This window comes from Paraburkholderia sp. (assembly GCF_047605525.1).
In the GTDB taxonomy this organism is placed as follows: Bacteria; Pseudomonadota; Gammaproteobacteria; order Burkholderiales; family Burkholderiaceae; genus Paraburkholderia.
Map to the genome: position 1 here is coordinate 26,469 of NZ_JASGFN010000035.1, position 18,712 is coordinate 45,180.

Sequence of the window (18,712 nt, forward strand, 5' to 3'; positions counted from 1 at the left end):
GGCGGGCTGTGGCGCGGGAGCGAGGAGCCTGGACGTGCGTGGTGGCCTTAACCTAACCGGCGGCTTCGCTCGCTCTTGCGCTCGCCTCGACGCGGCTGCGCATCGTCTTCCGGTACCACAGCGTCCACAGCGTGAGGCCGGCGTAGATGCCGTAGCCGATGAACGGCGAGACTACCAGGAAGCGCTCGATCGGCCACGTCAGTGCCATCCATGCGCGCAGCGCGGTTTCGGCGCTCAGGCCGACGCCCCAGACGAGCGTCATCGTCCGCATTGCCGCGGCGAGTCCCGGGCGTTCGTGCCACAACGCCTCGAAGTGCGCGGCGCCGCCTTCCATTTCGCGCGCGACCGTCGCGCGGGCGAGATAGAAGATCAGCGGGCGGCGCATCGGCAGCGACAGCAGGAACAGGACCCCGACCGCGCCGGACACGAGCGACTCGCGCAACAGCAGCATGCGCGGGCTGCCGCCGAGCGCCATTGCCGCAACCGACAGCACGATGCCGACGACCACCATGACGCTGAGCGCATCGACGCGGCGAAAGCGCGCGAGCTCGATCGCGCTCCACACGAGCGGCGGCACCGCGGATGCAATCAGCGCGCCGGTCTCGCCGACGTGCGGCAACGCCAGCCGGTACGCGAGCCAGGGCAGCAGGAAGTTGACGGCCAGTTCGAGCACGAAACCCGGACGGATTTTCATATGAATTTACGCCGTAAGCGAAGCATGCAGTATCGATGAACCGGGTGCGCCGACGCAAACGGTTTTTCGTTCCGCGATGCGAGCGGCTGAGCGCAACGCGCCATCACGCCCCGGCCTGTACACTGAGCGCTCTTCACCCCATTGCACCGATGACATCCCGCTATCCGATCCCGCCGAACGAAATCGAATTGACCGCCGTGCGCGCGCAGGGGGCGGGCGGCCAGAACGTCAACAAGGTCTCGAGTGCCATCCACCTGCGTTTCGACGTACACGCTTCGTCGCTGCCCGAGGTGCTGAAGATGCGTCTGCTCGCGCTGTCGGACCACCGGCTCACCCGCGACGGGGTCGTCATCATCAAGGCGCAGGAATATCGGACTCAGGAGATGAACCGGGCGGCGGCGCTCGCACGGCTCGATGAGCTGATCGAAAGCGTGAGCGTGACGCGCAAGCCGCGCGTCGCGACCCGCCCGACGCGCGCGTCGAATCTGCGGCGGCTCGATAGCAAGGCGAAGCGCGGCGAGGTCAAGTCAGGCCGCGGGCGAGTGCACGAGTAGCGCCGTCCGCTACCCGCTACCGTTTGCCGCCACGCTTGCCGGTACGCGCATCCGTGCTCGACGCCTCCGGCACGAAATCGACGCACAGCACGTGCGTGCCGTCATGCTCGAACGCGATTGCCGCGGTGTAACAGTCCTGGCCATCGGCGAGCGAATAGTGCGGGCCCATCATCGCGACACGTCCCGGCGCGGCGAGCGCATGGCGGAAATACGCGCGCCGCGACCAGTTGGCGCGCGTCTGCGCGTAGAGCGGCGCGAGCCGTAGAGGCGGCGGCGGCACCGATGCGGCGGTGATGGACGGCTGGGTCTGTTCGCCCTGGCCGTCGGTGAGAAACACACGGCGCGCTTCGGGCAGATGCCAGATCTTTTGCGCGGCCTGCTCGAGGTCGCCGGTCGCCTTGTAGGCATCGGCGGCGGCGAGCACCGCTTCGGCGAACCCTTCGAATCCGAGCCGCTGGTGGCCCGCATGCGCGCGTTCGTATTCGGCAAACTTGCTCCAGATCGACGCGACGAGCGCCGGCACCTTCGTGCAGGCGGCCTGCACCGTGCTCATCGGCTGACCGAACCAGAAGCCCTGCACGAAATCGACGTCGGCCTGCATCAGGATCATCAGCTCCTCGTCGGTTTCGACGCCTTCGGCGAGCACGAGCGTGCCCGATTGATGAAGCATCGCGATCAGATGGCTGATCATCGACTCGTCGCCCTCGCGCTTGCCGGCGCGCGCGACGAGCGAGCGGTCGAGCTTGACGATGTCGGGGCGAAAGCGCCACACGCGGTCGAAGTTCGAAAAGCCGGTGCCGAAGTCGTCGATCGCAATCAGGAAGTCGCGCGGCTGCGAGGCGGCGAGCATGCTGGCGACGGCGGATTCGTCGTCGGCGGGCTGCTCGAGCACTTCGATCACGATGCGCTCCTGCGGCAGCCCGAAATGCGCGGACAACTCATCGATGAACGCGCGCTGCGGCCAGCCGGTCTCGAACACCTGCGGGCGCGTGTTCAGAAAGAGCCAGCCCGCGCTGATGCCTTGCTCCATGAAATTCGCGACATGCAGGCAGCGCGCGATGCGGTCGAGTTCGCGCGCCTCGGCGGCCGAGCGGGCGCCGGAGAACAGCACTTCGGGCGAGACGGGTAGCCCGACCGGGTCGAATGCGCGCAGAAGCCCTTCGTAGCCGACCACGCATTGATGCGTGACCGATAACACCGGCTGGAACACGCTATGCAAGGTCAGTGCTCGCCATGTCGCGGTCCATCCGGACTCGCCGTGGACCAGATGCGGGAGCAGACCGCTCAGAGTCAATTCGCTGACGGATGGCATGGAAGCGGGCATGAGAGCTGACATGGGATTCTTGCGGCAAGCGGGTGAAGGGGCACGCAAACCCATTCGGCGCACAGCGGCAGATCGCCCAAAGCGTCGACGGGGCAACTCGGATACGGCCCGGGAACGCGGAGGACGACGCCAGCCATGCTGGACTCCGGCGAATTGGTCAAAACGAGTCTAGCAGTTTGCAGCACGTAATAATGTGCGGGTTATCACAAACGCCCGAGCGAGAAAATCGCCAGCAAACCGGGCCGCGAGCGGCCATTCGGCAACGCGTTTAGCGTAGTAATGCGCCGGAGCGTTTCGCGCGCTTGCCATGCGCGAATCTCAACCCAACCCGTTGCCGCACCAGGCTGAGGGTAACAGGGCGGTAAGCTGCCGCCCGCCAAACTCCAGGCGAGGACGGTGCTCGGATGTGAGTGCCGGCGGCGAAGCCTGCACGGTGCTTTTGCTGGGTCTTCGCCGGCATTGCCGTCAGCGCTTTCGGCTGGCCCCGGAGGTGTCGCGGCATGGCGGGCAAAGACCGGATTCATGCGTTTGCGCGCTTGCGGGTGCGCTTGCAGGTTGCTTGCCGGCAGGTTCCCGGGTCGACGGGTATGCTGCTGTTTTTCGTGAAAAGGAGAACAGGCATGGCGGAAATCGCAGTGGTCGCAATTTCGGTGGCGAAGCCGGGTTATGAGGAGCAACTGCGCGCGGCGCTCGAAGGGATCGTCGGGCCGACGCGCAATGAGCAGGGCGCGCTGCAGTACGACCTGCATCGCGATGTGCAGGAGCCGCGCCGGTTCGTATTCGTCGAGCGTTGGGAAAGCCAGGAAGCGCTCGCGGCGCATGCGAAATCCGCGCATATCCAGGCTTACAGGAAAGCGGTCGCGGATTGGGTCGAGCACTCGGAAATTCGCGTCGTGTCGAAGATCGCGTGAGTTTCTTCGCCTGAGTTCCGGCGCTGGCATCGGTGGTATGCGAATGCGCGAAGCGGGCACCGGGCCGCCGCGTTCGCCATGACTGACTGCGCGTGACTGACTATCAGTGAGTCGCTTGCGGCACGTCGAGAATCAGGATGATGGTCCAGTCCGCGTCGCCGTCATGGTGATACTGGCGTTCCGCGACGATGAACGGCTGCTGCTTGCCAGCCGGACCGAGAAACAGCACGTCGCCTTCCATCGGCAGGCATTCGACGGGCGGCAGCGCAAGATACGCTTCCTGGCCGCCGCGGGGCATCAGTTTTTCGATTTTGCGGGATGCCGCTTCGGTCCATTCGATATCTAGCTGGATGTTGCTCATGCTGTCCTCCGCACCAGGGTGCGCACGGGTTAGGGGATGCCGGCCAGGCGCCGGTCGGTGCGCGACTTTAGCATACCGAACGCGGGACGCCGCCGGCCTTGCGCGTTCATGCCCGCACGCTTTGCGCGCCGCTTTCCGAACCCGTCTTCACGATGCGCCGGATAGCAAAAAAGCCGAAACCGGCGGGCGCCAGCTTCGGCTTTTCACCTTCACGGGAACGCCGTGAAGCGAGACTCTCACGCTCGATCAGGTGCCCGACGCGCCAGGAGCCTTCTTGTGATGATGCGGCGCCATCTTGTGGTGCTTGGCCGGCGCGGCGGGTGCGCTTTCCATTGCTTGCTGGCGGTTTTGCAAATCCTGCGCGCGCTGTTCGATGTCCGCGGCCTTGGCCGGATCGGTACTTGTCGTGATGCCGTTGTCCTGTGCATAGGCCGCGCCCGCTGCGGCACAGAGGGAAACCAGGATCGCCAGGGACACTTTCTTCATCGTTACCTCCGTAGAGTGGTGGTGGACCCGAGTATTGCCTGTCCGTTGGGAAAGACAATGCATTCTATCGAGCAAACTCTACTCCAGCGGATGGCTTTGTAACTGCAATAAACATTTGTTACATCTGGTAACTATCGGACCCGGTCAGTGCGCGAGCGGCTTGTTTCCTTTGACGCAGTGTGATTTCCGGATGAGATGAACGTCACGCGAACCCGGTCCGGAAGTCATTCACGGTTTGAATAGCCCGTTGCCGGAATCAGAACCAGCCGATCGCCCGATACACGTGAAATTGCGCAAGCCCGCCCAGTTCATGCAGCGCGATTTCCGCCGCCACGAGGTTGTCGACGCGCGGCAGCACGCCGAGCCGCGCGTGCCGCGCGCTGGAAATCAGCGGCTGGGGCGTGATGCCGAAGCAGCGGAAATCGAGTAACGCACGCGGCATCTGATACGCGGACGTGACGAGTATCAAGGTGTCGTAATGTGATCGGCCGACAATAGCCGAAACGTTGCGGGCGTTTTCGTAGGTCGTCCGGCTGCTCTTCTCGAGCACGATGTCCGAGCGTGCCACCTGGTGACGCAGCAGATAGGGCAGGTAGGTGTCGGCCTCGGTCGCGCTGTGCCGCTGCGGATTGCCGCCGCTTACGATCACCTGGCAGGTGACCGCCGTTCGCTTGCAGGCCGCGTAGTTTTGCGCGCTCACTTCGATGCGGGCGAGCACGTCGCGCGGCGGCACGAGCACGTCGTCGTCATCGTAGATCGTGCCGCCGCCGAGCAGGATGATCGCAGTGCGCGGCGCGAACGCGGCCGGTGCGGCGCTTTGCCGATTCGGCTGCGCCAGATCGAGCAGCGGTGCGGTTAGCCAGCCGGCCGCGAGCAGCCAGAACAGTGCAATCATGCATATGATTAGAGGACGGCGCGCACGTTTCCATAGCACGATTGCTGCAAAAAAAAGCGCCAATAAAGTGAATAGAATCAATTTAAATGGGGTAACGTATGTCTTTCGGGACAAATCTACGGGCTTGCCATCGCGCCGCAGCGGTTGCATCGTCGGTTCGTGGAGAGAACGCTAACACGACGTTCAGACGGGGGTTCCGGAAACGAGACCAGGCAGCACCTGGCGGAATTCCGCCGCTCGACATGCGGCGCGCTTCCGGCCAGAGGCGGGTGCCACGCGCGTCACCAGTGGCGTGGTGAAGCGTAGGCACGGTGTGTCATAGCTGCACTTTAAGAAAGAAGTGAGATGACGACGTATTCCAACGAAGCGGTACTTGAAGCGCTGCGGCGAGCGCAATATCGTCAGGTTCCCTGGGCCAGAAGGCCGGGCGTATTCCAATATCTTCGCGCGCTGGGTCTGATGGACACCGTCCGACAGCGCACCGTCGCGCCGGCGCCGGGCTTTCATGCCCCTGTCGACATCGCCGTGCTCACCGAGCGGGGCAAAGCCGAGTTCGCGCGGCTCGAGCACGACGAACGTCTGCTCACGTGGACCGCGCAGCGCATGAACGACTATGTGCTCGCCGCGGCCGAACCGCAGGCCGCCGCCACCGCTGCCGAAATCAGGTCCTAGTTCAAGGCTCATCGCTCCCTCAGATCAGTAGTCCGCTCAGATGCATCGGCCGTCAGAGTGGACTGCTTTCTTCCGCCGACCAGGTCGCGTGGCGTGCCGGGCGGCGATTCCCTGCATCCCAGCAACGACGGCGCCGTGCGATTGCGGCGGTTGTCGTGTTGCGTGCAAAAAAAAGCCCGTATCGCGAAGATACGGGCATACCGGAATTACTACTGCCACGCTGTGCTAATGGCGTTGAATCAGACTGGTGCGACGCCCGGTGGTTCCCCGATTGTTCATTTACACCGCGAGATTCGGCTTTTGGCATTGCAATCGGCGCATGCCGAGTCGCGCCATTGAACGCGCGGTCGATCGCCGTTAGCGACGCCGCGGCTGATCCGTGCGTGCTTCATCGGGCCGCCCCCGCACATTACTGGCGATATCGCCACGCAAATCGCCGCGCGGTGCCGGCGGGGTGAAATCGCGGCTGCGCACTTCGCTTTGTTGCCACGCTTCCAGCGTAGCCGGACGATCCGGTCGCCAGTTCCATCCCTGCGGACGTTGCTGGGCGAATGTCGTAGTGGCCATCGATGAAATCACAATGCCGCACAACAGCAGTGACATTGGTTTCATACAGAACTCCCGTTCAAGCCAGTGATGCAAGGCCTGTTTGCATACATGCAAAGGTATGCCGGGTCACGAAAGGGCGCTGTAATTAATAGTAAATGGATGTTTCACCCGGAGAGATCCGAGGCTTGATGTGTCTGAGGCAGCCGGAAGAAGGGGCTGGGCGCGTTGGCGCGGAGAGAGGAGAAAAAGGACGGAGCCGAGCCTCGCGTGCGCGGACGGGAATGCCCGCGGCGAGACCGGTGGGCGACCGGCGCGCGCGAATACTGTTACGGCGCCGGATAAAAACCGGGCGCCCGCAGGCGCCCGATAACAACATGGTTTCGCGTCAGGCCATCTTGACCGGCGCGCGCCACGATTCTGGATTGGTCCAGAAAGCGCCGCGCAGACGGTCGCGGCTCGGCGGTGCCGGCGGTTTCGCGGCGGTCGCTCCGATCCGGCCGCGCAGCGAAATTTCGCGGCCGCTGGTGCCAAGCCGCTTCACAATCTCAGCGAGCGTGCCGTCGGCTTGCCATTCGTCGAAGCGCCGGCGGCAAGTCGGCGGGGACGGGTAGCGGCCCGGCAGCTTGGACCAGCCTTCGCCCGTCGACAGCACCCAAAGCACGGCATTGACCACCGCGCGCGCTTCCACGCGCGGTCGGCCGCGCCGTTCGCTGCGCGCCGGTTCGGCACAGAACAAAGCCTCGACCAGCGCCCACTCGTTGTCTCTCAAATCGTCGAACAGCATCATGTTTCACCTCAGCGAAGCTAACTCCGGTGCGCTGCCCCGCGCCGCGCACTCTTCATGCACCCGGATAGTGGAGTGCCAAAAGGGGACGGGCGTGCCACGGTCTGCTATTCAGTCAGAAGTCATGGCGCCGACCCTGTGCGCTTCTCAACGCATGAAGTGTGCCAATTTGATTCCGATCGCCTCAAAGCCCCGTGGCGGCGGGCTAGCGCGGGCGCCAACCAGGGCCGTATAAGAATCCAAAAAACCCATCTCGCAAATCGGGACAATCACCAATCTTGTGCAGCGAGGCCCGGCCAGCGTGCGTTCGCGCCTTTTTGCTGCATTGCAGCGAGTGGGTTTAGAGGCACCGCGTGACGTGGGTTTGGTCTTACAATGCGCATCAAATCGCGCTATTGATGAGGTGGGTAAATGAATGTGACGCTGCGGCAACTAAGGGTTTTCATCGAGGTTGCGCGCCTGCAAAGCTTCAGCCGGGCCGGCGATGAAATCGGCCTGACGCAGTCGGCGGTGAGTCGCTGCGTGCGCGAACTCGAGGGCGAAATCGGCCTGAAGCTCATCGATCGCACGACGCGTGACGTGCAGCTCACCGACGTCGGCGGCAACCTCGTGTCGAGCGTGTCGCGGCTGCTGTCCGACCTCGACGACGCGTTGCGCGAAATCCGCGAAATCGGCGAGCAGCGCCGCGGCCGCGTGGTGGTGGCGGCGAGCCCGACCGTCGCGTGCCGCCTGATGCCGCGTGTGGTGGCCTCGTGCGTGCAGCAGTTTCCGTACGTCACACTCGGTTTGCGCGACGATGTGCAGAGCGACGTCGTGCGCAAGGTGAAGTCGGGCGAAGTCGACTTCGGCGTGATCATCGGCCCTTTCTCCGACGACGATCTGCTCAGCGAAACGCTGATGACCGACTCGTTCTGCGTCGTCTCGCGCGACGACCACCCGCTCGCCGCACGCAAGCAGGTGGCGTGGAAGGATCTCGACGGCGAGCAGCTCGTGATGCTCGATTACGCGTCCGGCAGCCGGCCGATCATCGACGCGGTGATGCAGGCGCAGGGCGTGAACGCCGCCGTGGTGCAGGAGCTTGGCCATTCGGCGACCGTGTTCGGGCTCGTGGAGGCGGGCGTCGGCATCAGCGTGCTGCCGTGGCTCGCGTTGCCGTTACCGGCGGGGGCGTCGCTCGTGGCGCGTGCGCTCGTGCCGCGCGCGGAGCGCCGCGTCGAGCTGGTGCGGCGGCGCGATCGCTCGCTGTCTCCGGCGGCCGAGGCCGTATGGAATCTGATCCGGCAATTGCCGGCGCGGGCGGAAGAGTTGAATTAGCGGCGCCGGTCGCGGTTGGAAGGCCGTTCGCGCGTCCTTGATTAGTGGCCCGCGGGGACTACAGGAGCCACGCGAGCTCCACTGCCCGCTTCGCCGCTCCCGGGCAGGCGAAGCGCTAAACTACCGCCTTCCTCGAGCACGTCCGTTGAGCGTGTTCGCAGAGCCTCTACCCCTGATTCATCCGGAAGCCTGATGAGCGAATTGGACCTGTCTGTGCCCTCTACCCCGAATGCGCGCGATGCCGTGCGCGCGCTGCGTCCGTCGCAGATCCGTGAAGTCGCCAACGCCGGTTTCGGCGTCGAGGACGTATTGCCGTTCTGGTTCGGCGAGTCGGACCGGGTCACGCCGGCCTTTATCCGCGACGCCGCGAGCGCCGCGCTTGCCGCCGGCGCGACGTTCTATACGCACAACCTCGGCATCGCGCCGTTGCGCGCCGCGCTCTCCGACTATGTCAGCGGACTGCACGGCGCGACGTCGGCCGATCACATCGCGGTAACGAGCGCGGGCGTCAACGCATTGATGCTCGCCGCGCAGCTCGTGGTGGGCGCGGGCGATCGCGTAGTCGCGGTGACGCCGCTGTGGCCTAATCTGGTCGAGATTCCGAAGATCCTCGGCGCGCACGTCGAAACCGTCGCGCTGGGCTACGGCGAACGCGGTTGGCAACTGGACGTCCAGCAATTGCTGGACGCGCTGACGCCGGGCACGAAGATGCTGATGATCAACTCGCCGAACAACCCGACCGGCTGGGTGATGAACCGCGACGACCAGCGCACCGTGCTCGAGCATTGCCGGCGTCACGGCATCTGGATCGTCGCGGATGAAGTCTATGAACGGCTCTATTACGCCGGCGAGGGGGGCGGCGCGCGTACCGCGCCGTCGTTTCTCGATCTGGCGACGCGCGACGAGCGCGTGATCTGCGTGAATTCGTTCTCGAAGGCATGGCTGATGACCGGCTGGCGGCTCGGCTGGATCGTCGCGCCGGCCGCGTTGATGGACGACCTGGCGAAGCTCGTCGAGTACAACACGTCGTGCGCGCCGTCGTTCGTCCAGCAGGCGGGCATCGCCGCGCTCGAGCAGGGCGAGCGTTTCACGCAGGAACTGGTGCGCGACCTGAGAGCGTCGCGCGATCATCTGGTGCGGGCGCTGTCGGCGGTCCCGGGTGTCGACGTCAAGGCGCCGTTGGGCGCGATGTATCTGTTCTTCTCGATGCCGGGTTCGGCGCGCAGCTTCGAACTGTGCAAGGCAATGGTGCGCGAAGTCGGGCTCGGCGTCGCGCCGGGCAGCGCGTTCGGGCCGCAGGGCGAGGGTTTCGTGCGCTGGTGCTATGCGTGCGATACGGCCCGGCTGGATCAGGGTGTCGAGCGTCTGAGGCGGTTTTTGGCGCGGCACGCCGGCGCCTGAGGCACGTGGGCACTTTGGGGCATACCAATCCCGCGGCCTGCGGCGAGCCGCAAGTCGCGAAAATGCAGCAAACAGGTGAACTTTCCGCTCAGCCGCTTCAGGCGCGCCAGCCGGCGCGCGGCGAGAAAATGCAGCGGGGATTGCGGCTTTACGCACCGGTCGTTTTTGCGTAATATGGCGCTCAGTCACGCGATTCCTTTCAGGAATATCGCCGCTCCGTCCGGCTGGGTTTGGTTCGATAAGTCTGTTCGCCGCCCCCCGGTGCGTGCTCCCATCAATATGACCGATCAGAATCGGGCGAGCGCGTCTTCAGTTCCACATCGTCTGTTTGATCCGGTTCTTTGACCACAGGGTCTGACCTAGCTGCATGAATACCCAAGAGGCGAAGATCGTCCTCGAGACTGCCTTGATCTGCGCGCAGGAGCCGTTAAAGCTCGTCGAATTGCGCAAGCTCTTTGCCGATGGCGTATCGGCAGACACTGTTCGGACCTTGCTCGAAGACCTGAAGCACGACTGGTCGGGGCGCGGTGTGGAGCTGGTCGGGCTGGCGTCGGGCTGGCGATTCCAGAGCAAACCCGCGATGCGTTCGTATCTGGATCGTTTGCATCCGGAAAAGCCGCCGAAATATTCGCGCGCGGTGCTCGAAACGCTCGCGATCATTGCCTACCGGCAACCGGTTACGCGGGGCGATATCGAAGAAATTCGCGGTGTGACAGTAAATACGCAGGTCGTCAAGCAGCTTGAAGATCGCGGCTGGATCGAAGTGATCGGTCATCGCGATGTGCCGGGGCGTCCGGCGCTGTATGCGACCACGAGGCAGTTTCTCGACGACCTGGGCCTGACGGCGCTCGATGAATTGCCACCGCTCGCGGATCCGTCGGCGCAATTGAACGTGGATCTGCTGGGCCAGCATGCGATCGAGTTCGCCGAAGGTGGAGCGGAGGGTGCCCAGGAAGCAGTGCAAGACGTAGAAAGCGAGTCTGTCGAGTTTTCGTCGTCGGAGTCGACGCAGCCAGATGAAGCGGCAGCGCACGCGGCCGGCACGATTGAAGCAGTAGGCGCAGTGGAAGAGGCGCAAGCTGAAGCGGCCGATCACGTCGCGCAGGCCGAGCCGGTATCAGAACCGGAGCCGAGCGCGACGGAACCGGCCGACACGGTCGGCGTGACGCACGCGACTGACGCGGCAAGTGCGCCACACGACGCGCAAGAACAAACCGAATCGGCGCACGCGGCAGCGCAGACCAGCACCGTCGGCCCGGCACAGCATCAAGATCCAGTCGCCGGGACCGATCCGGCGGCACCCGCGCACGACTCGGGCGTGTCTCGCAACACGGAACATCCCGCCGAGCCGAACCCAATCGAAGCGGCGCACGGCGATCCTGAAGATCGCCGCGACGCCGCGCAGGACGCAGGCTTTCTGACCGACGACGAAACCGAGTCGCGCAGCGCCTGACGTAACCGAACTTTTTTTGCCGCGCCCGCAACGGGCGCGCGCGACCTGACATTTTGAGGTTGTTTTGACACATACCCACGACACCGATTCGTCCGAATCCGAGCGCGCTGTGCCGTCGGCGCGGCCCGACGAAGCGCGCACCCCGCAAGCGTCGGCAGGCGAGGGCGAGCGCCCGGCCCAGAGCGCGGAAGCAGACGGCGAAGAGCGTCCGCGCCGCGGCCTGCGTCGCGGGCCGCGCAGCCTGATCGCGCGGCGCCGCGCCGGAGCGAAGACGAAGGCAGCGGAAGGCGCGGCGGCACAAGGCACGCCGGTGGTCGCCGAAGCGCCGCCTGACGGTGAAGTCGTCGCGCAGGTGCGCATGCCGCGCAAGGACGCGGGCAAGGACGCGGGCGCGAAACAGGGAGCGCGGCGCAATGCAGGCGCGGGTGGCGCGAAGCGTGAAGGCCAGCGCGAGCGCCAGCCGCGCGAGGGCGGTCAGCGCCAGAACCGGCGCGGTGGCGACGCTGCCGCGGCGACCGATACCGCTCAGGACGATCTGTTCTCGTACGTGACGTCGCCCGCGTTCGACGCCGACAACAGTACGACCGGCGGTGTGCGGGCGCCGATGCTGCGCCAGGGCAAGGCTGCCGGCCCGAAGCGCGTGCTCTCGCCCGATGACGACGCGCCGAAGCTGCACAAGGTGCTCGCCGAGGCGGGCATGGGTTCGCGCCGCGACATGGAAGAGCTGATCATCGCCGGCCGCGTGTCGGTGAACGGCGAGCCGGCGCATATCGGCCAGCGCATCATGCCGACCGACCAGGTTCGCATTAACGGCAAGCCGGTCAAGCGCAAACTGGCCAGCAAGCCGCCGCGCGTGCTGCTGTACCACAAGCCGACCGGCGAAATCGTTAGTCACGCGGACCCGGAAGGCCGTCCGTCGGTGTTCGACAAGCTCCCGCCGATGAAAACCGCCAAGTGGGTTGCGGTCGGCCGTCTCGACTTCAACACTGAAGGTCTGCTGATGTTGACGACTTCGGGCGATCTCGCGAACCGCTTCATGCATCCGCGCTATAGCGTCGAGCGCGAGTACGCGGTGAGGGTGGTCGGCGAACTGGCGGAAGGTATGCGGCAGAAGCTGCTGCACGGCGTCGAACTCGACGATGGTCCCGCGAATTTCCTGCGTATCCGCGACGGCGGTGGCGAGGGCACCAATCACTGGTATCACGTCGCGCTCGCCGAAGGGCGTAACCGCGAGGTGCGCCGCATGTTCGAAGCAGCCGGCCTGATGGTCAGCCGGCTGATCCGTACGCGTCATGGTCCGATCTCGCTGCCGCGAGGCTTGAAGCGTGGTCGCTGGGAGGAGCTCGAGGACAACCAGGTGCGCGCGCTGATGGCTTCGGTCGGCCTGAAGGCGCCGAGCGAGGAGCGCGGCGGCCGCAATGCGGCGCCGGAGCGTCGGCAGCCGGATCCGATGCAGACGTCGATGGGCTTTATCAATCGCGAGCCGGTGTTGATGTCGCATAGCCGCTTCGAGCAGCAGCCGCGCGGCCAGGGCCGTCGGGGCGCCGCGAGCGGCGGTTTTGGTGCCGGTACGGGCACGGGCTTCGGTACGGGTTACGGCAATCGTGGCGCGGGCGGTCAGCGTGGCCGCGATGTCGACGGCAATCGCGCGCCGTCGCCGAACGGCAATCGCGCGCGTACCGGCGGCAAGCGGGCCGGCGCGGCCGGTAACGGTGGAAATCGCGGCCAGGCCGGGAATCGGGGCGGCAATACCAATCCCAATCGCGCGGGCGGCAATGCTGGCGCGGGTGGTGCGAATCGTGGCGGCGCGCCGCGCGGTCGCTCACGGGGCCGTTGAGCGACGCGGCCCGTGCGCGACGGCGGGTCGTTGACCATTCTTAACGGCTTTCGCGTCTCGCCATTCACCGCATTCAACAGGCGGTTTCAGACTCCAGATGTGGTGCGAAACCGCGCGGTGGCCAAGTAAGGGGCGGATCGCCGGATATCATTTGCGTGGTCGCCCGGTTGAGCGTCGCCGCAATATAAGTCACCTTGGAAAAACCGCCGATCGCCGCTACATTCGCCAAAGATTCCCATGAAATCAAGCGGAAATGAGCGCCGCGCGGCGCTCTGCGGATTGCGTTTGGGCCGAAAAATGGCTACAATCGCGAAGTCGCTGGGCGTACGGTTTTATGTGCGGCTCAGGTGCGACCACCGGCAATAAGATGATGGGCGTTCAGCCCATTTTTTTTTGCCGCTCAGTTCAGTGTGGTGCGGCATCTCGGGTTCGCACGAGCGTGCGCCGGCTTGGCGCGCGGCCCGCTTGGTTGTTTGCAGAAGAGAGGCGCGAGGCTCGCTGCGCGAACATCTAAGAGGGCACTGTGCAACTGACGGAACTGATTGAAACCACGGTCGTGGGACTCGGCTACGAGCTCGTCGATCTCGAGCGCACCGGGCGCGGCATGTTGTGTATCTATATCGACCAGCCGGCCGGCATCGCGATCGAAGACTGCGAGAAAGTCACGCGTCAGCTCCAGCACGTTCTGACGGTCGAAAATATCGATTACGAGCGACTCGAAGTATCGTCGCCCGGTCTCGACCGCCCGCTGAAAAAACTGGCGGATTTTGAGCGCTTCGCGGGCAGCGAAGCGGTAATCACACTGAAAAAGCCATTCGACGGACGGAAATCGTACCGGGGCATTCTGCATGCTCCGCAAGGCGAGACGATCGGTCTGGAATTTGAAGGGAAAGAAGGCGCCGCGATGCTCGATTTCACGCTCGCGGACATGGACAAGGCGCGCCTTGTTCCGAAAGTTGACTTTAGGAGCCGCAAACAATGAGTCGCGAAGTGTTGATGCTGGTGGATGCGCTGGCACGCGAGAAGAATGTCGACAAGGACGTGGTATTTGCCGCGCTCGAAGCGGCTCTCGCTTCGGCCTCCAAGAAACTCTTCGAAGAAGATGCGGATATTCGCGTCCATATCGACCGTGAAAGCGGTGAACACGAAACGTTTCGCCGCTGGAAGGTGGTGCCGGACGAAGCCGGTTTGCAGGAGCCGGATCAGGAAATCCTGTTGTTCGAGGCGCGCGAGCAGCAGCCGAGCATTCAGCTCGACGAATACATCGAAGAGCCGGTGCCGTCGATCGAATTCGGCCGTATCGGCGCGCAGGCCGCCAAGCAGGTGATTCTGCAGAAGGTGCGCGACGCCGAGCGCGAGCAGATCCTGAACGATTTCCTCGAGCGCGGCGAGCACATCATGACCGGCTCCGTTAAGCGTCTCGACAAGGGCAATTTCATTGTCGAATCGGGCCGCGTCGAAGCGCTGCTGCGTCGTGATCAACTGATTCCGAAGGAAAACCTGCGGGTGGGCGACCGCGTGCGCGCGTACATCGCGAAGGTCGACCGTACCGCGCGCGGCCCGCAGATCGAGCTGTCGCGCACGGCGCCGGAATTCCTGATGAAGCTCTTCGAGATGGAAGTGCCGGAAATCGAGCAGGGCCTGCTCGAGATCAAGGCGGCGGCTCGTGATCCGGGCGTGCGCGCGAAGATCGGCGTGGTCGCTTATGACAAGCGTATCGATCCGATCGGCACCTGTGTCGGTATTCGCGGTTCGCGCGTACAGGCCGTGCGCAACGAGCTCGGTGGCGAAAACGTCGACATCGTGCTATGGTCGGAAGACCCCGCCCAGTTTGTGATCGGCGCGCTCGCGCCGGCTGCCGTGCAGTCGATCGTCGTCGATGAAGAAAAGCATTCGATGGACGTCGTCGTCGACGAAAACGAGTTGGCGGTCGCGATCGGCCGCAGCGGCCAGAACGTCCGTCTCGCCAGCGAACTCACCGGCTGGCAGATCAACATCATGACGCCGGACGAATCTGCGCAGAAGCAGAATCAGGAACGTGGCGTCCTGCGCGACCTGTTCATGGCGCGTCTCGATGTCGACGAAGAGGTCGCCGACATCCTGATCGACGAAGGCTTCACGAGCCTCGAAGAGATCGCCTACGTGCCGCTCAACGAAATGCTCGAAATCGAGGCATTCGACGAAGACACCGTTCACGAACTGCGTAACCGCTCACGCGACGCATTGTTGACGCTGGCGATCGCAAACGAAGAAAAGGTCGAGAATGTAGCGCTCGACCTGAAAAGCCTGGACGGTATGGACGCCGAGCTGCTCGCGAAGCTGGCCGAACATCAGATCCAGACGCGCGACGAGCTCGCCGAGCTGGCCGTGGATGAACTGGTCGAAATGACTGGAGTGGAAGAGGATGCCGCTAAGGCGTTGATCATGAAAGCACGTGAACACTGGTTCCAGTGAGAAATGACCATGGCGCACTGAACTGAACGCGGCCGCGAGGCCGCATGACCCGATGCTAACCGCAAGGAATCGGTCCTTGCACTAAGAGGAATGAATGGCGAGTAACAACGTAGCCCAATTTGCCGCGGAACTGAAAATGCCTGCTGGCGTGCTGCTCGAGCAGCTGCAGGCGGCGGGCGTCCAGAAAGCGAGCGAAGACGACAACCTGTCCGAGGCGGACAAGGCGCGTCTGCTCGATCACTTGCGCAAGTCGCATGGCTCGAACGATGCCGACAAGCGCAAGATCACGCTGACGCGCCGGCATACGTCGGAGATCAAGCAGTCCGATGCGACGGGCAAAGCTCGCACCATTCAGGTCGAGGTGCGCAAGAAGCGCACGTTCGTCCGCCGCGACGAGACCGTCGCGGAAGGCGGGGATGCATCGAATCATGTGGCCGAAAGCGCGGATGCCGAGGAGCTCGAACTCCAGCGTCGTGAAGAGGAAGCTCGTCACGAAGCCGAACTGCTCGAAAAGCAGGCGCAGGAACTGAAAGCGCGCCAGGAGCAGCTCGAACGCGAAGAGGCCGAGCGTCAGGCGCGTGAGCGCGCCGCGGAAGCCGAGCGTCAGCGTGCGGAAGAGGAAGCGAAGAAGCGCGCGGCGACCACGGCCGAGGCGGTAGCTCGCGAGAAGGCCCAGCAGGCGGCTGCGCAAGCCGTGGCGCCGGCCGCCGCGAAGGACAGCGAGCAGGACGACGAACGCGCCGCAGCGGAACGTGCCGCGCAACGCGAAGCCGCAAAGAAAGCGGAAGATGCGGCGCGTCAGGCTGCCGAGAAAGCGCGCGCCGAGCAGGAAGAAATCGCGAAGCGCCGCGCGGCGGCGGAAGCCGAAGCACGCGCAATTCGCGAAATGATGAACACGCCGCGCAAGGCGCAGGTGAAGGCGCCGGAACCGGCACCGAAGCCCGCCGAGCCGGCCAAGGCCGCCGAAGCCAAGGGCACGCTGCACAAGCCGGCGCGTCCGGCAGGTGAAGCGCCGGCGCGTCCGGCCGCGAAGAAGCCGGCCGCGGCGGCCCCGGCCACCACGAGCGCGCCGCCGTCGGGCGACAAGAAGAAGCCGGGCGCAGGCAAGGGTGGCGGCAACTGGCAGGACGACGCAGCGAAGCGCCGCGGCATCAAGACTCGCGGCGATTCGAGCGGCGGTGTCGATCGTGGCTGGCGCGGTGGTCCGAAGGGCCGCGGCAAGCACCAGGAGCAGACCACCACGTTCCAGGCGCCGACCGAACCGATCGTGCGCGAAGTGCACGTACCGGAAACCATCACGGTTGCCGATCTCGCACACAAGATGGCGGTGAAGGCGTCGGAAGTCATCAAGGTGATGATGAAGCTGGGCCAGATGGTCACGATCAACCAGATGCTGGATCAGGAAACGGCGATGATCATCGTCGAGGAACTGGGCCACCGTGCGGTCGCGGCGAAGCTCGACGATCCGGAAGCAATGCTGGTCGAGGGCGAAGTGACCGATGCGGAAGCATTGCCGCGTCCGCCGGTCGTTACCGTGATGGGCCACGTCGACCACGGCAAGACCTCGTTGCTCGACTACATCCGCCGCGCGAAGGTCGCGGCGGGCGAAGCCGGCGGCATTACGCAGCACATCGGCGCTTACCACGTCGAAACGCCGCGCGGCGTGATTACGTTCCTCGACACGCCGGGTCACGAAGCGTTTACGGCGATGCGTGCCCGCGGCGCGAAGGCGACCGACATCGTGATTCTGGTCGTCGCCGCCGACGACGGCGTGATGCCGCAGACGAAGGAGGCGATCGCTCACGCGAAGGCCGGTGGCGTGCCGCTCGTCGTCGCGATCAACAAGATCGACAAGCCGGAAGCGAATCCGGAACGGGTGAAGCAGGAACTCGTCGCCGAAGGCGTCGTACCGGAAGAATACGGTGGCGATTCGCCGTTCGTGCCGGTGTCGGCGAAGACCGGCGCGGGCATCGACGATCTGCTCGAAAACGTGCTGCTGCAGGCCGAAGTGCTGGAGCTGAAGGCACCGGTCGAATCGCCGGCCAAGGGTCTCGTCATCGAAGCGAAGCTCGATAAGGGTAAGGGTCCGGTCGCAACGATCCTCGTCCAGTCGGGCACGCTGAACCGTGGGGACGTCGTGCTCGCAGGCAGCGCCTACGGTCGCGTCCGTGCGATGCTCGATGAAACCGGCAAGCCGACCAAATCCGCGGGCCCGTCGATCCCGGTCGAAATTCAGGGTCTGTCGGAAGTGCCGCAGGCGGGCGAGGAAGTCATCGTGATGCCGGATGAACGCAAGGCGCGTGAAGTCGCCCTGTTCCGTCAAGGCAAATTCCGCGACGTCAAGCTCGCGAAGCAGCAGGCCGCGAAGCTCGAGAACATGCTCGAGCAGATGGGCGAAGGCGAAGTGCAGTACATGCCGCTCATCGTCAAAGCCGACGTGCAGGGTTCGCAGGAAGCGCTGGTGCAGTCGCTGCAGAAGCTTTCCACCGACGAAGTGCGTGTGCAGATCGTGCACGGCGCGGTCGGCGGCATCAGCGAATCGGACGTCAACCTCGCGACGGCGTCGAAGGCGGTCATCATCGGCTTCAACACCCGCGCGGATGCGCAGGCTCGCAAGCTCGCGGAAGCCAATGGCGTCGATATCCGCTACTACAACATCATCTACGACGCAGTGGATGACGTGAAGGCGGCAATGTCGGGCATGCTGGCGCCGGAGAAACGCGAAGTCGTGACGGGCACCGTCGAAGTGCGTCAGGTCTTCAAGGTGCCGAAGGTCGGCACGGTGGCGGGCTGCATGGTCACAGACGGTTTCGTCAAGCGCTCGTCGTCGGTGCGCGTGCTGCGCAACCATGTCGTCATCTTCACGGGCGAACTCGATTCGCTCAAGCGCTTCAAGGACGACGTGAAGGAAGTCCGTCAGGGCTTCGAATGCGGTATGTCGATCAAGAACTTCAACGATATCGTCGAAGGCGATCAGTTCGAAGTCTTCGAAGTTACCGAAGTCGCGCGTACGCTGTAATTCA

Annotated in this window: 16 protein-coding genes and 1 pseudogene; 10 read left to right on the forward strand and 7 right to left on the reverse strand. The window is 64.4% G+C overall.

From position 1 onward, the window contains the following. Positions 1-52 precede the first annotated feature (52 nt). Positions 53-694, reverse strand: a complete 642-nt coding sequence (locus tag QM685_RS33425) for a VC0807 family protein (RefSeq protein ID WP_415123528.1) — start codon at positions 692-694, stop codon at positions 53-55. A gap of 149 nt (positions 695-843) precedes the next feature. Here QM685_RS33425 and arfB point away from each other — a divergent pair, with 149 nt between their 5' ends. Further along, complete coding sequence (gene arfB / locus QM685_RS33430) at positions 844-1,248, forward strand: alternative ribosome rescue aminoacyl-tRNA hydrolase ArfB (protein ID WP_415123529.1); 405 nt, start codon at positions 844-846, stop codon at positions 1,246-1,248. A gap of 16 nt (positions 1,249-1,264) precedes the next feature. On the opposite strand, the gene QM685_RS33435 is transcribed toward arfB, so the two are convergent. After that, positions 1,265-2,584 carry an EAL domain-containing protein gene (locus QM685_RS33435; protein ID WP_415123530.1) on the reverse strand — a complete coding sequence of 440 codons (1,320 nt, stop codon included), beginning with the start codon at positions 2,582-2,584 and terminating at the stop codon, positions 1,265-1,267. Between the two features lie 608 nt (positions 2,585-3,192). On the opposite strand from QM685_RS33435, the gene QM685_RS33440 reads away from it, so the two are divergent. Beyond that, a complete protein-coding gene (locus QM685_RS33440) occupies positions 3,193-3,483 on the forward strand; it encodes a putative quinol monooxygenase (protein WP_233829372.1) in 291 nt (96 codons plus the stop codon). Between the two features lie 103 nt (positions 3,484-3,586). Here QM685_RS33440 and QM685_RS33445 read toward each other — a convergent pair whose 3' ends face one another. The 3 genes from QM685_RS33445 to QM685_RS33455 all read right to left on the reverse strand — a co-directional run bounded on the left by QM685_RS33445 (position 3,587) and on the right by QM685_RS33455 (position 5,306). Then, on the reverse strand, positions 3,587-3,844 hold the full coding sequence (locus QM685_RS33445; protein WP_008923870.1) for a hypothetical protein: 258 nt from the start codon (positions 3,842-3,844) through the stop codon (positions 3,587-3,589). A gap of 246 nt (positions 3,845-4,090) precedes the next feature. Next, positions 4,091-4,330 carry a hypothetical protein gene (locus tag QM685_RS33450; protein ID WP_415123531.1) on the reverse strand — a complete coding sequence of 80 codons (240 nt, stop codon included), beginning with the start codon at positions 4,328-4,330 and terminating at the stop codon, positions 4,091-4,093. 256 nt (positions 4,331-4,586) lie between these two features. Further along, on the reverse strand, positions 4,587-5,306 hold the full coding sequence (locus QM685_RS33455) for a YdcF family protein (RefSeq protein ID WP_415123560.1): 720 nt from the start codon (positions 5,304-5,306) through the stop codon (positions 4,587-4,589). Positions 5,307-5,570: 264 nt separating this feature from the next. Here QM685_RS33455 and QM685_RS33460 point away from each other — a divergent pair, with 264 nt between their 5' ends. Beyond that, positions 5,571-5,897 (forward strand): hypothetical protein, encoded by a 327-nt coding sequence (locus QM685_RS33460; RefSeq protein ID WP_415123532.1) that lies wholly within the window; start codon positions 5,571-5,573, stop codon positions 5,895-5,897. Between the two features lie 357 nt (positions 5,898-6,254). On the opposite strand, the gene QM685_RS33465 is transcribed toward QM685_RS33460, so the two are convergent. Beyond that, the gene (locus QM685_RS33465; RefSeq protein ID WP_415123561.1) at positions 6,255-6,509 is read right to left on the reverse strand and encodes a hypothetical protein; all 255 of its coding nucleotides are present in this window, start codon (positions 6,507-6,509) and stop codon (positions 6,255-6,257) included. A 325-nt stretch (positions 6,510-6,834) separates the two neighbouring features. After that, a pseudogene (locus QM685_RS33470) lies at positions 6,835-7,230 on the reverse strand (transposase); the annotation flags it as partial. A gap of 411 nt (positions 7,231-7,641) precedes the next feature. On the opposite strand from QM685_RS33470, the gene QM685_RS33475 reads away from it, so the two are divergent. From QM685_RS33475 to infB, 7 genes are all read left to right on the forward strand, one after another. Beyond that, a complete protein-coding gene (locus QM685_RS33475; RefSeq protein ID WP_415123533.1) occupies positions 7,642-8,544 on the forward strand; it encodes a LysR substrate-binding domain-containing protein in 903 nt (300 codons plus the stop codon). A 192-nt stretch (positions 8,545-8,736) separates the two neighbouring features. Next, a complete protein-coding gene (locus tag QM685_RS33480) occupies positions 8,737-9,945 on the forward strand; it encodes a pyridoxal phosphate-dependent aminotransferase (RefSeq protein ID WP_415123534.1) in 1,209 nt (402 codons plus the stop codon). A gap of 367 nt (positions 9,946-10,312) precedes the next feature. Beyond that, on the forward strand, positions 10,313-11,398 hold the full coding sequence (gene scpB, locus QM685_RS33485) for an SMC-Scp complex subunit ScpB (RefSeq protein ID WP_415123535.1): 1,086 nt from the start codon (positions 10,313-10,315) through the stop codon (positions 11,396-11,398). Positions 11,399-11,462: 64 nt separating this feature from the next. After that, the gene (gene rluB, locus QM685_RS33490) at positions 11,463-13,235 is read left to right on the forward strand and encodes a 23S rRNA pseudouridine(2605) synthase RluB (RefSeq protein ID WP_415123536.1); all 1,773 of its coding nucleotides are present in this window, start codon (positions 11,463-11,465) and stop codon (positions 13,233-13,235) included. A gap of 523 nt (positions 13,236-13,758) precedes the next feature. After that, positions 13,759-14,217: a ribosome maturation factor RimP gene (gene rimP / locus QM685_RS33495; RefSeq protein WP_062123533.1), complete on the forward strand. Its 459-nt coding sequence runs from the start codon at positions 13,759-13,761 to the stop codon at positions 14,215-14,217. Next, entirely contained in the window at positions 14,214-15,689 is a 1,476-nt protein-coding gene (nusA, locus tag QM685_RS33500) for a transcription termination factor NusA (RefSeq protein WP_415123537.1), read from the forward strand. Before rimP ends, nusA begins: the two co-directional genes overlap by 4 nt. Before the next feature lie 94 nt (positions 15,690-15,783). Beyond that, on the forward strand, positions 15,784-18,708 hold the full coding sequence (gene infB, locus QM685_RS33505; RefSeq protein WP_415123538.1) for a translation initiation factor IF-2: 2,925 nt from the start codon (positions 15,784-15,786) through the stop codon (positions 18,706-18,708). Positions 18,709-18,712: the final 4 nt, after the last annotated feature.

Bases quoted from the DNA above. Each gene is read 5' to 3' on its own strand.
- QM685_RS33425 (WP_415123528.1), bottom strand. From the start codon at position 694: ATGAAAATCCGTCCGGGTTTCGTGCTCGAACTGGCCGTCAACTTCCTG.
- arfB (WP_415123529.1), top strand. From the start codon at position 844: ATGACATCCCGCTATCCGATCCCGCCGAACGAAATCGAATTGACCGCC.
- QM685_RS33435 (WP_415123530.1), bottom strand. From the start codon at position 2,584: ATGTCAGCTCTCATGCCCGCTTCCATGCCATCCGTCAGCGAATTGACT.
- QM685_RS33440 (WP_233829372.1), top strand. From the start codon at position 3,193: ATGGCGGAAATCGCAGTGGTCGCAATTTCGGTGGCGAAGCCGGGTTAT.
- QM685_RS33445 (WP_008923870.1), bottom strand. From the start codon at position 3,844: ATGAGCAACATCCAGCTAGATATCGAATGGACCGAAGCGGCATCCCGC.
- QM685_RS33450 (WP_415123531.1), bottom strand. From the start codon at position 4,330: ATGAAGAAAGTGTCCCTGGCGATCCTGGTTTCCCTCTGTGCCGCAGCG.
- QM685_RS33460 (WP_415123532.1), top strand. From the start codon at position 5,571: ATGACGACGTATTCCAACGAAGCGGTACTTGAAGCGCTGCGGCGAGCG.
- QM685_RS33465 (WP_415123561.1), bottom strand. From the start codon at position 6,509: ATGAAACCAATGTCACTGCTGTTGTGCGGCATTGTGATTTCATCGATG.
- QM685_RS33475 (WP_415123533.1), top strand. From the start codon at position 7,642: ATGAATGTGACGCTGCGGCAACTAAGGGTTTTCATCGAGGTTGCGCGC.
- QM685_RS33480 (WP_415123534.1), top strand. From the start codon at position 8,737: ATGAGCGAATTGGACCTGTCTGTGCCCTCTACCCCGAATGCGCGCGAT.
- scpB (WP_415123535.1), top strand. From the start codon at position 10,313: ATGAATACCCAAGAGGCGAAGATCGTCCTCGAGACTGCCTTGATCTGC.
- nusA (WP_415123537.1), top strand. From the start codon at position 14,214: ATGAGTCGCGAAGTGTTGATGCTGGTGGATGCGCTGGCACGCGAGAAG.
- infB (WP_415123538.1), top strand. From the start codon at position 15,784: ATGGCGAGTAACAACGTAGCCCAATTTGCCGCGGAACTGAAAATGCCT.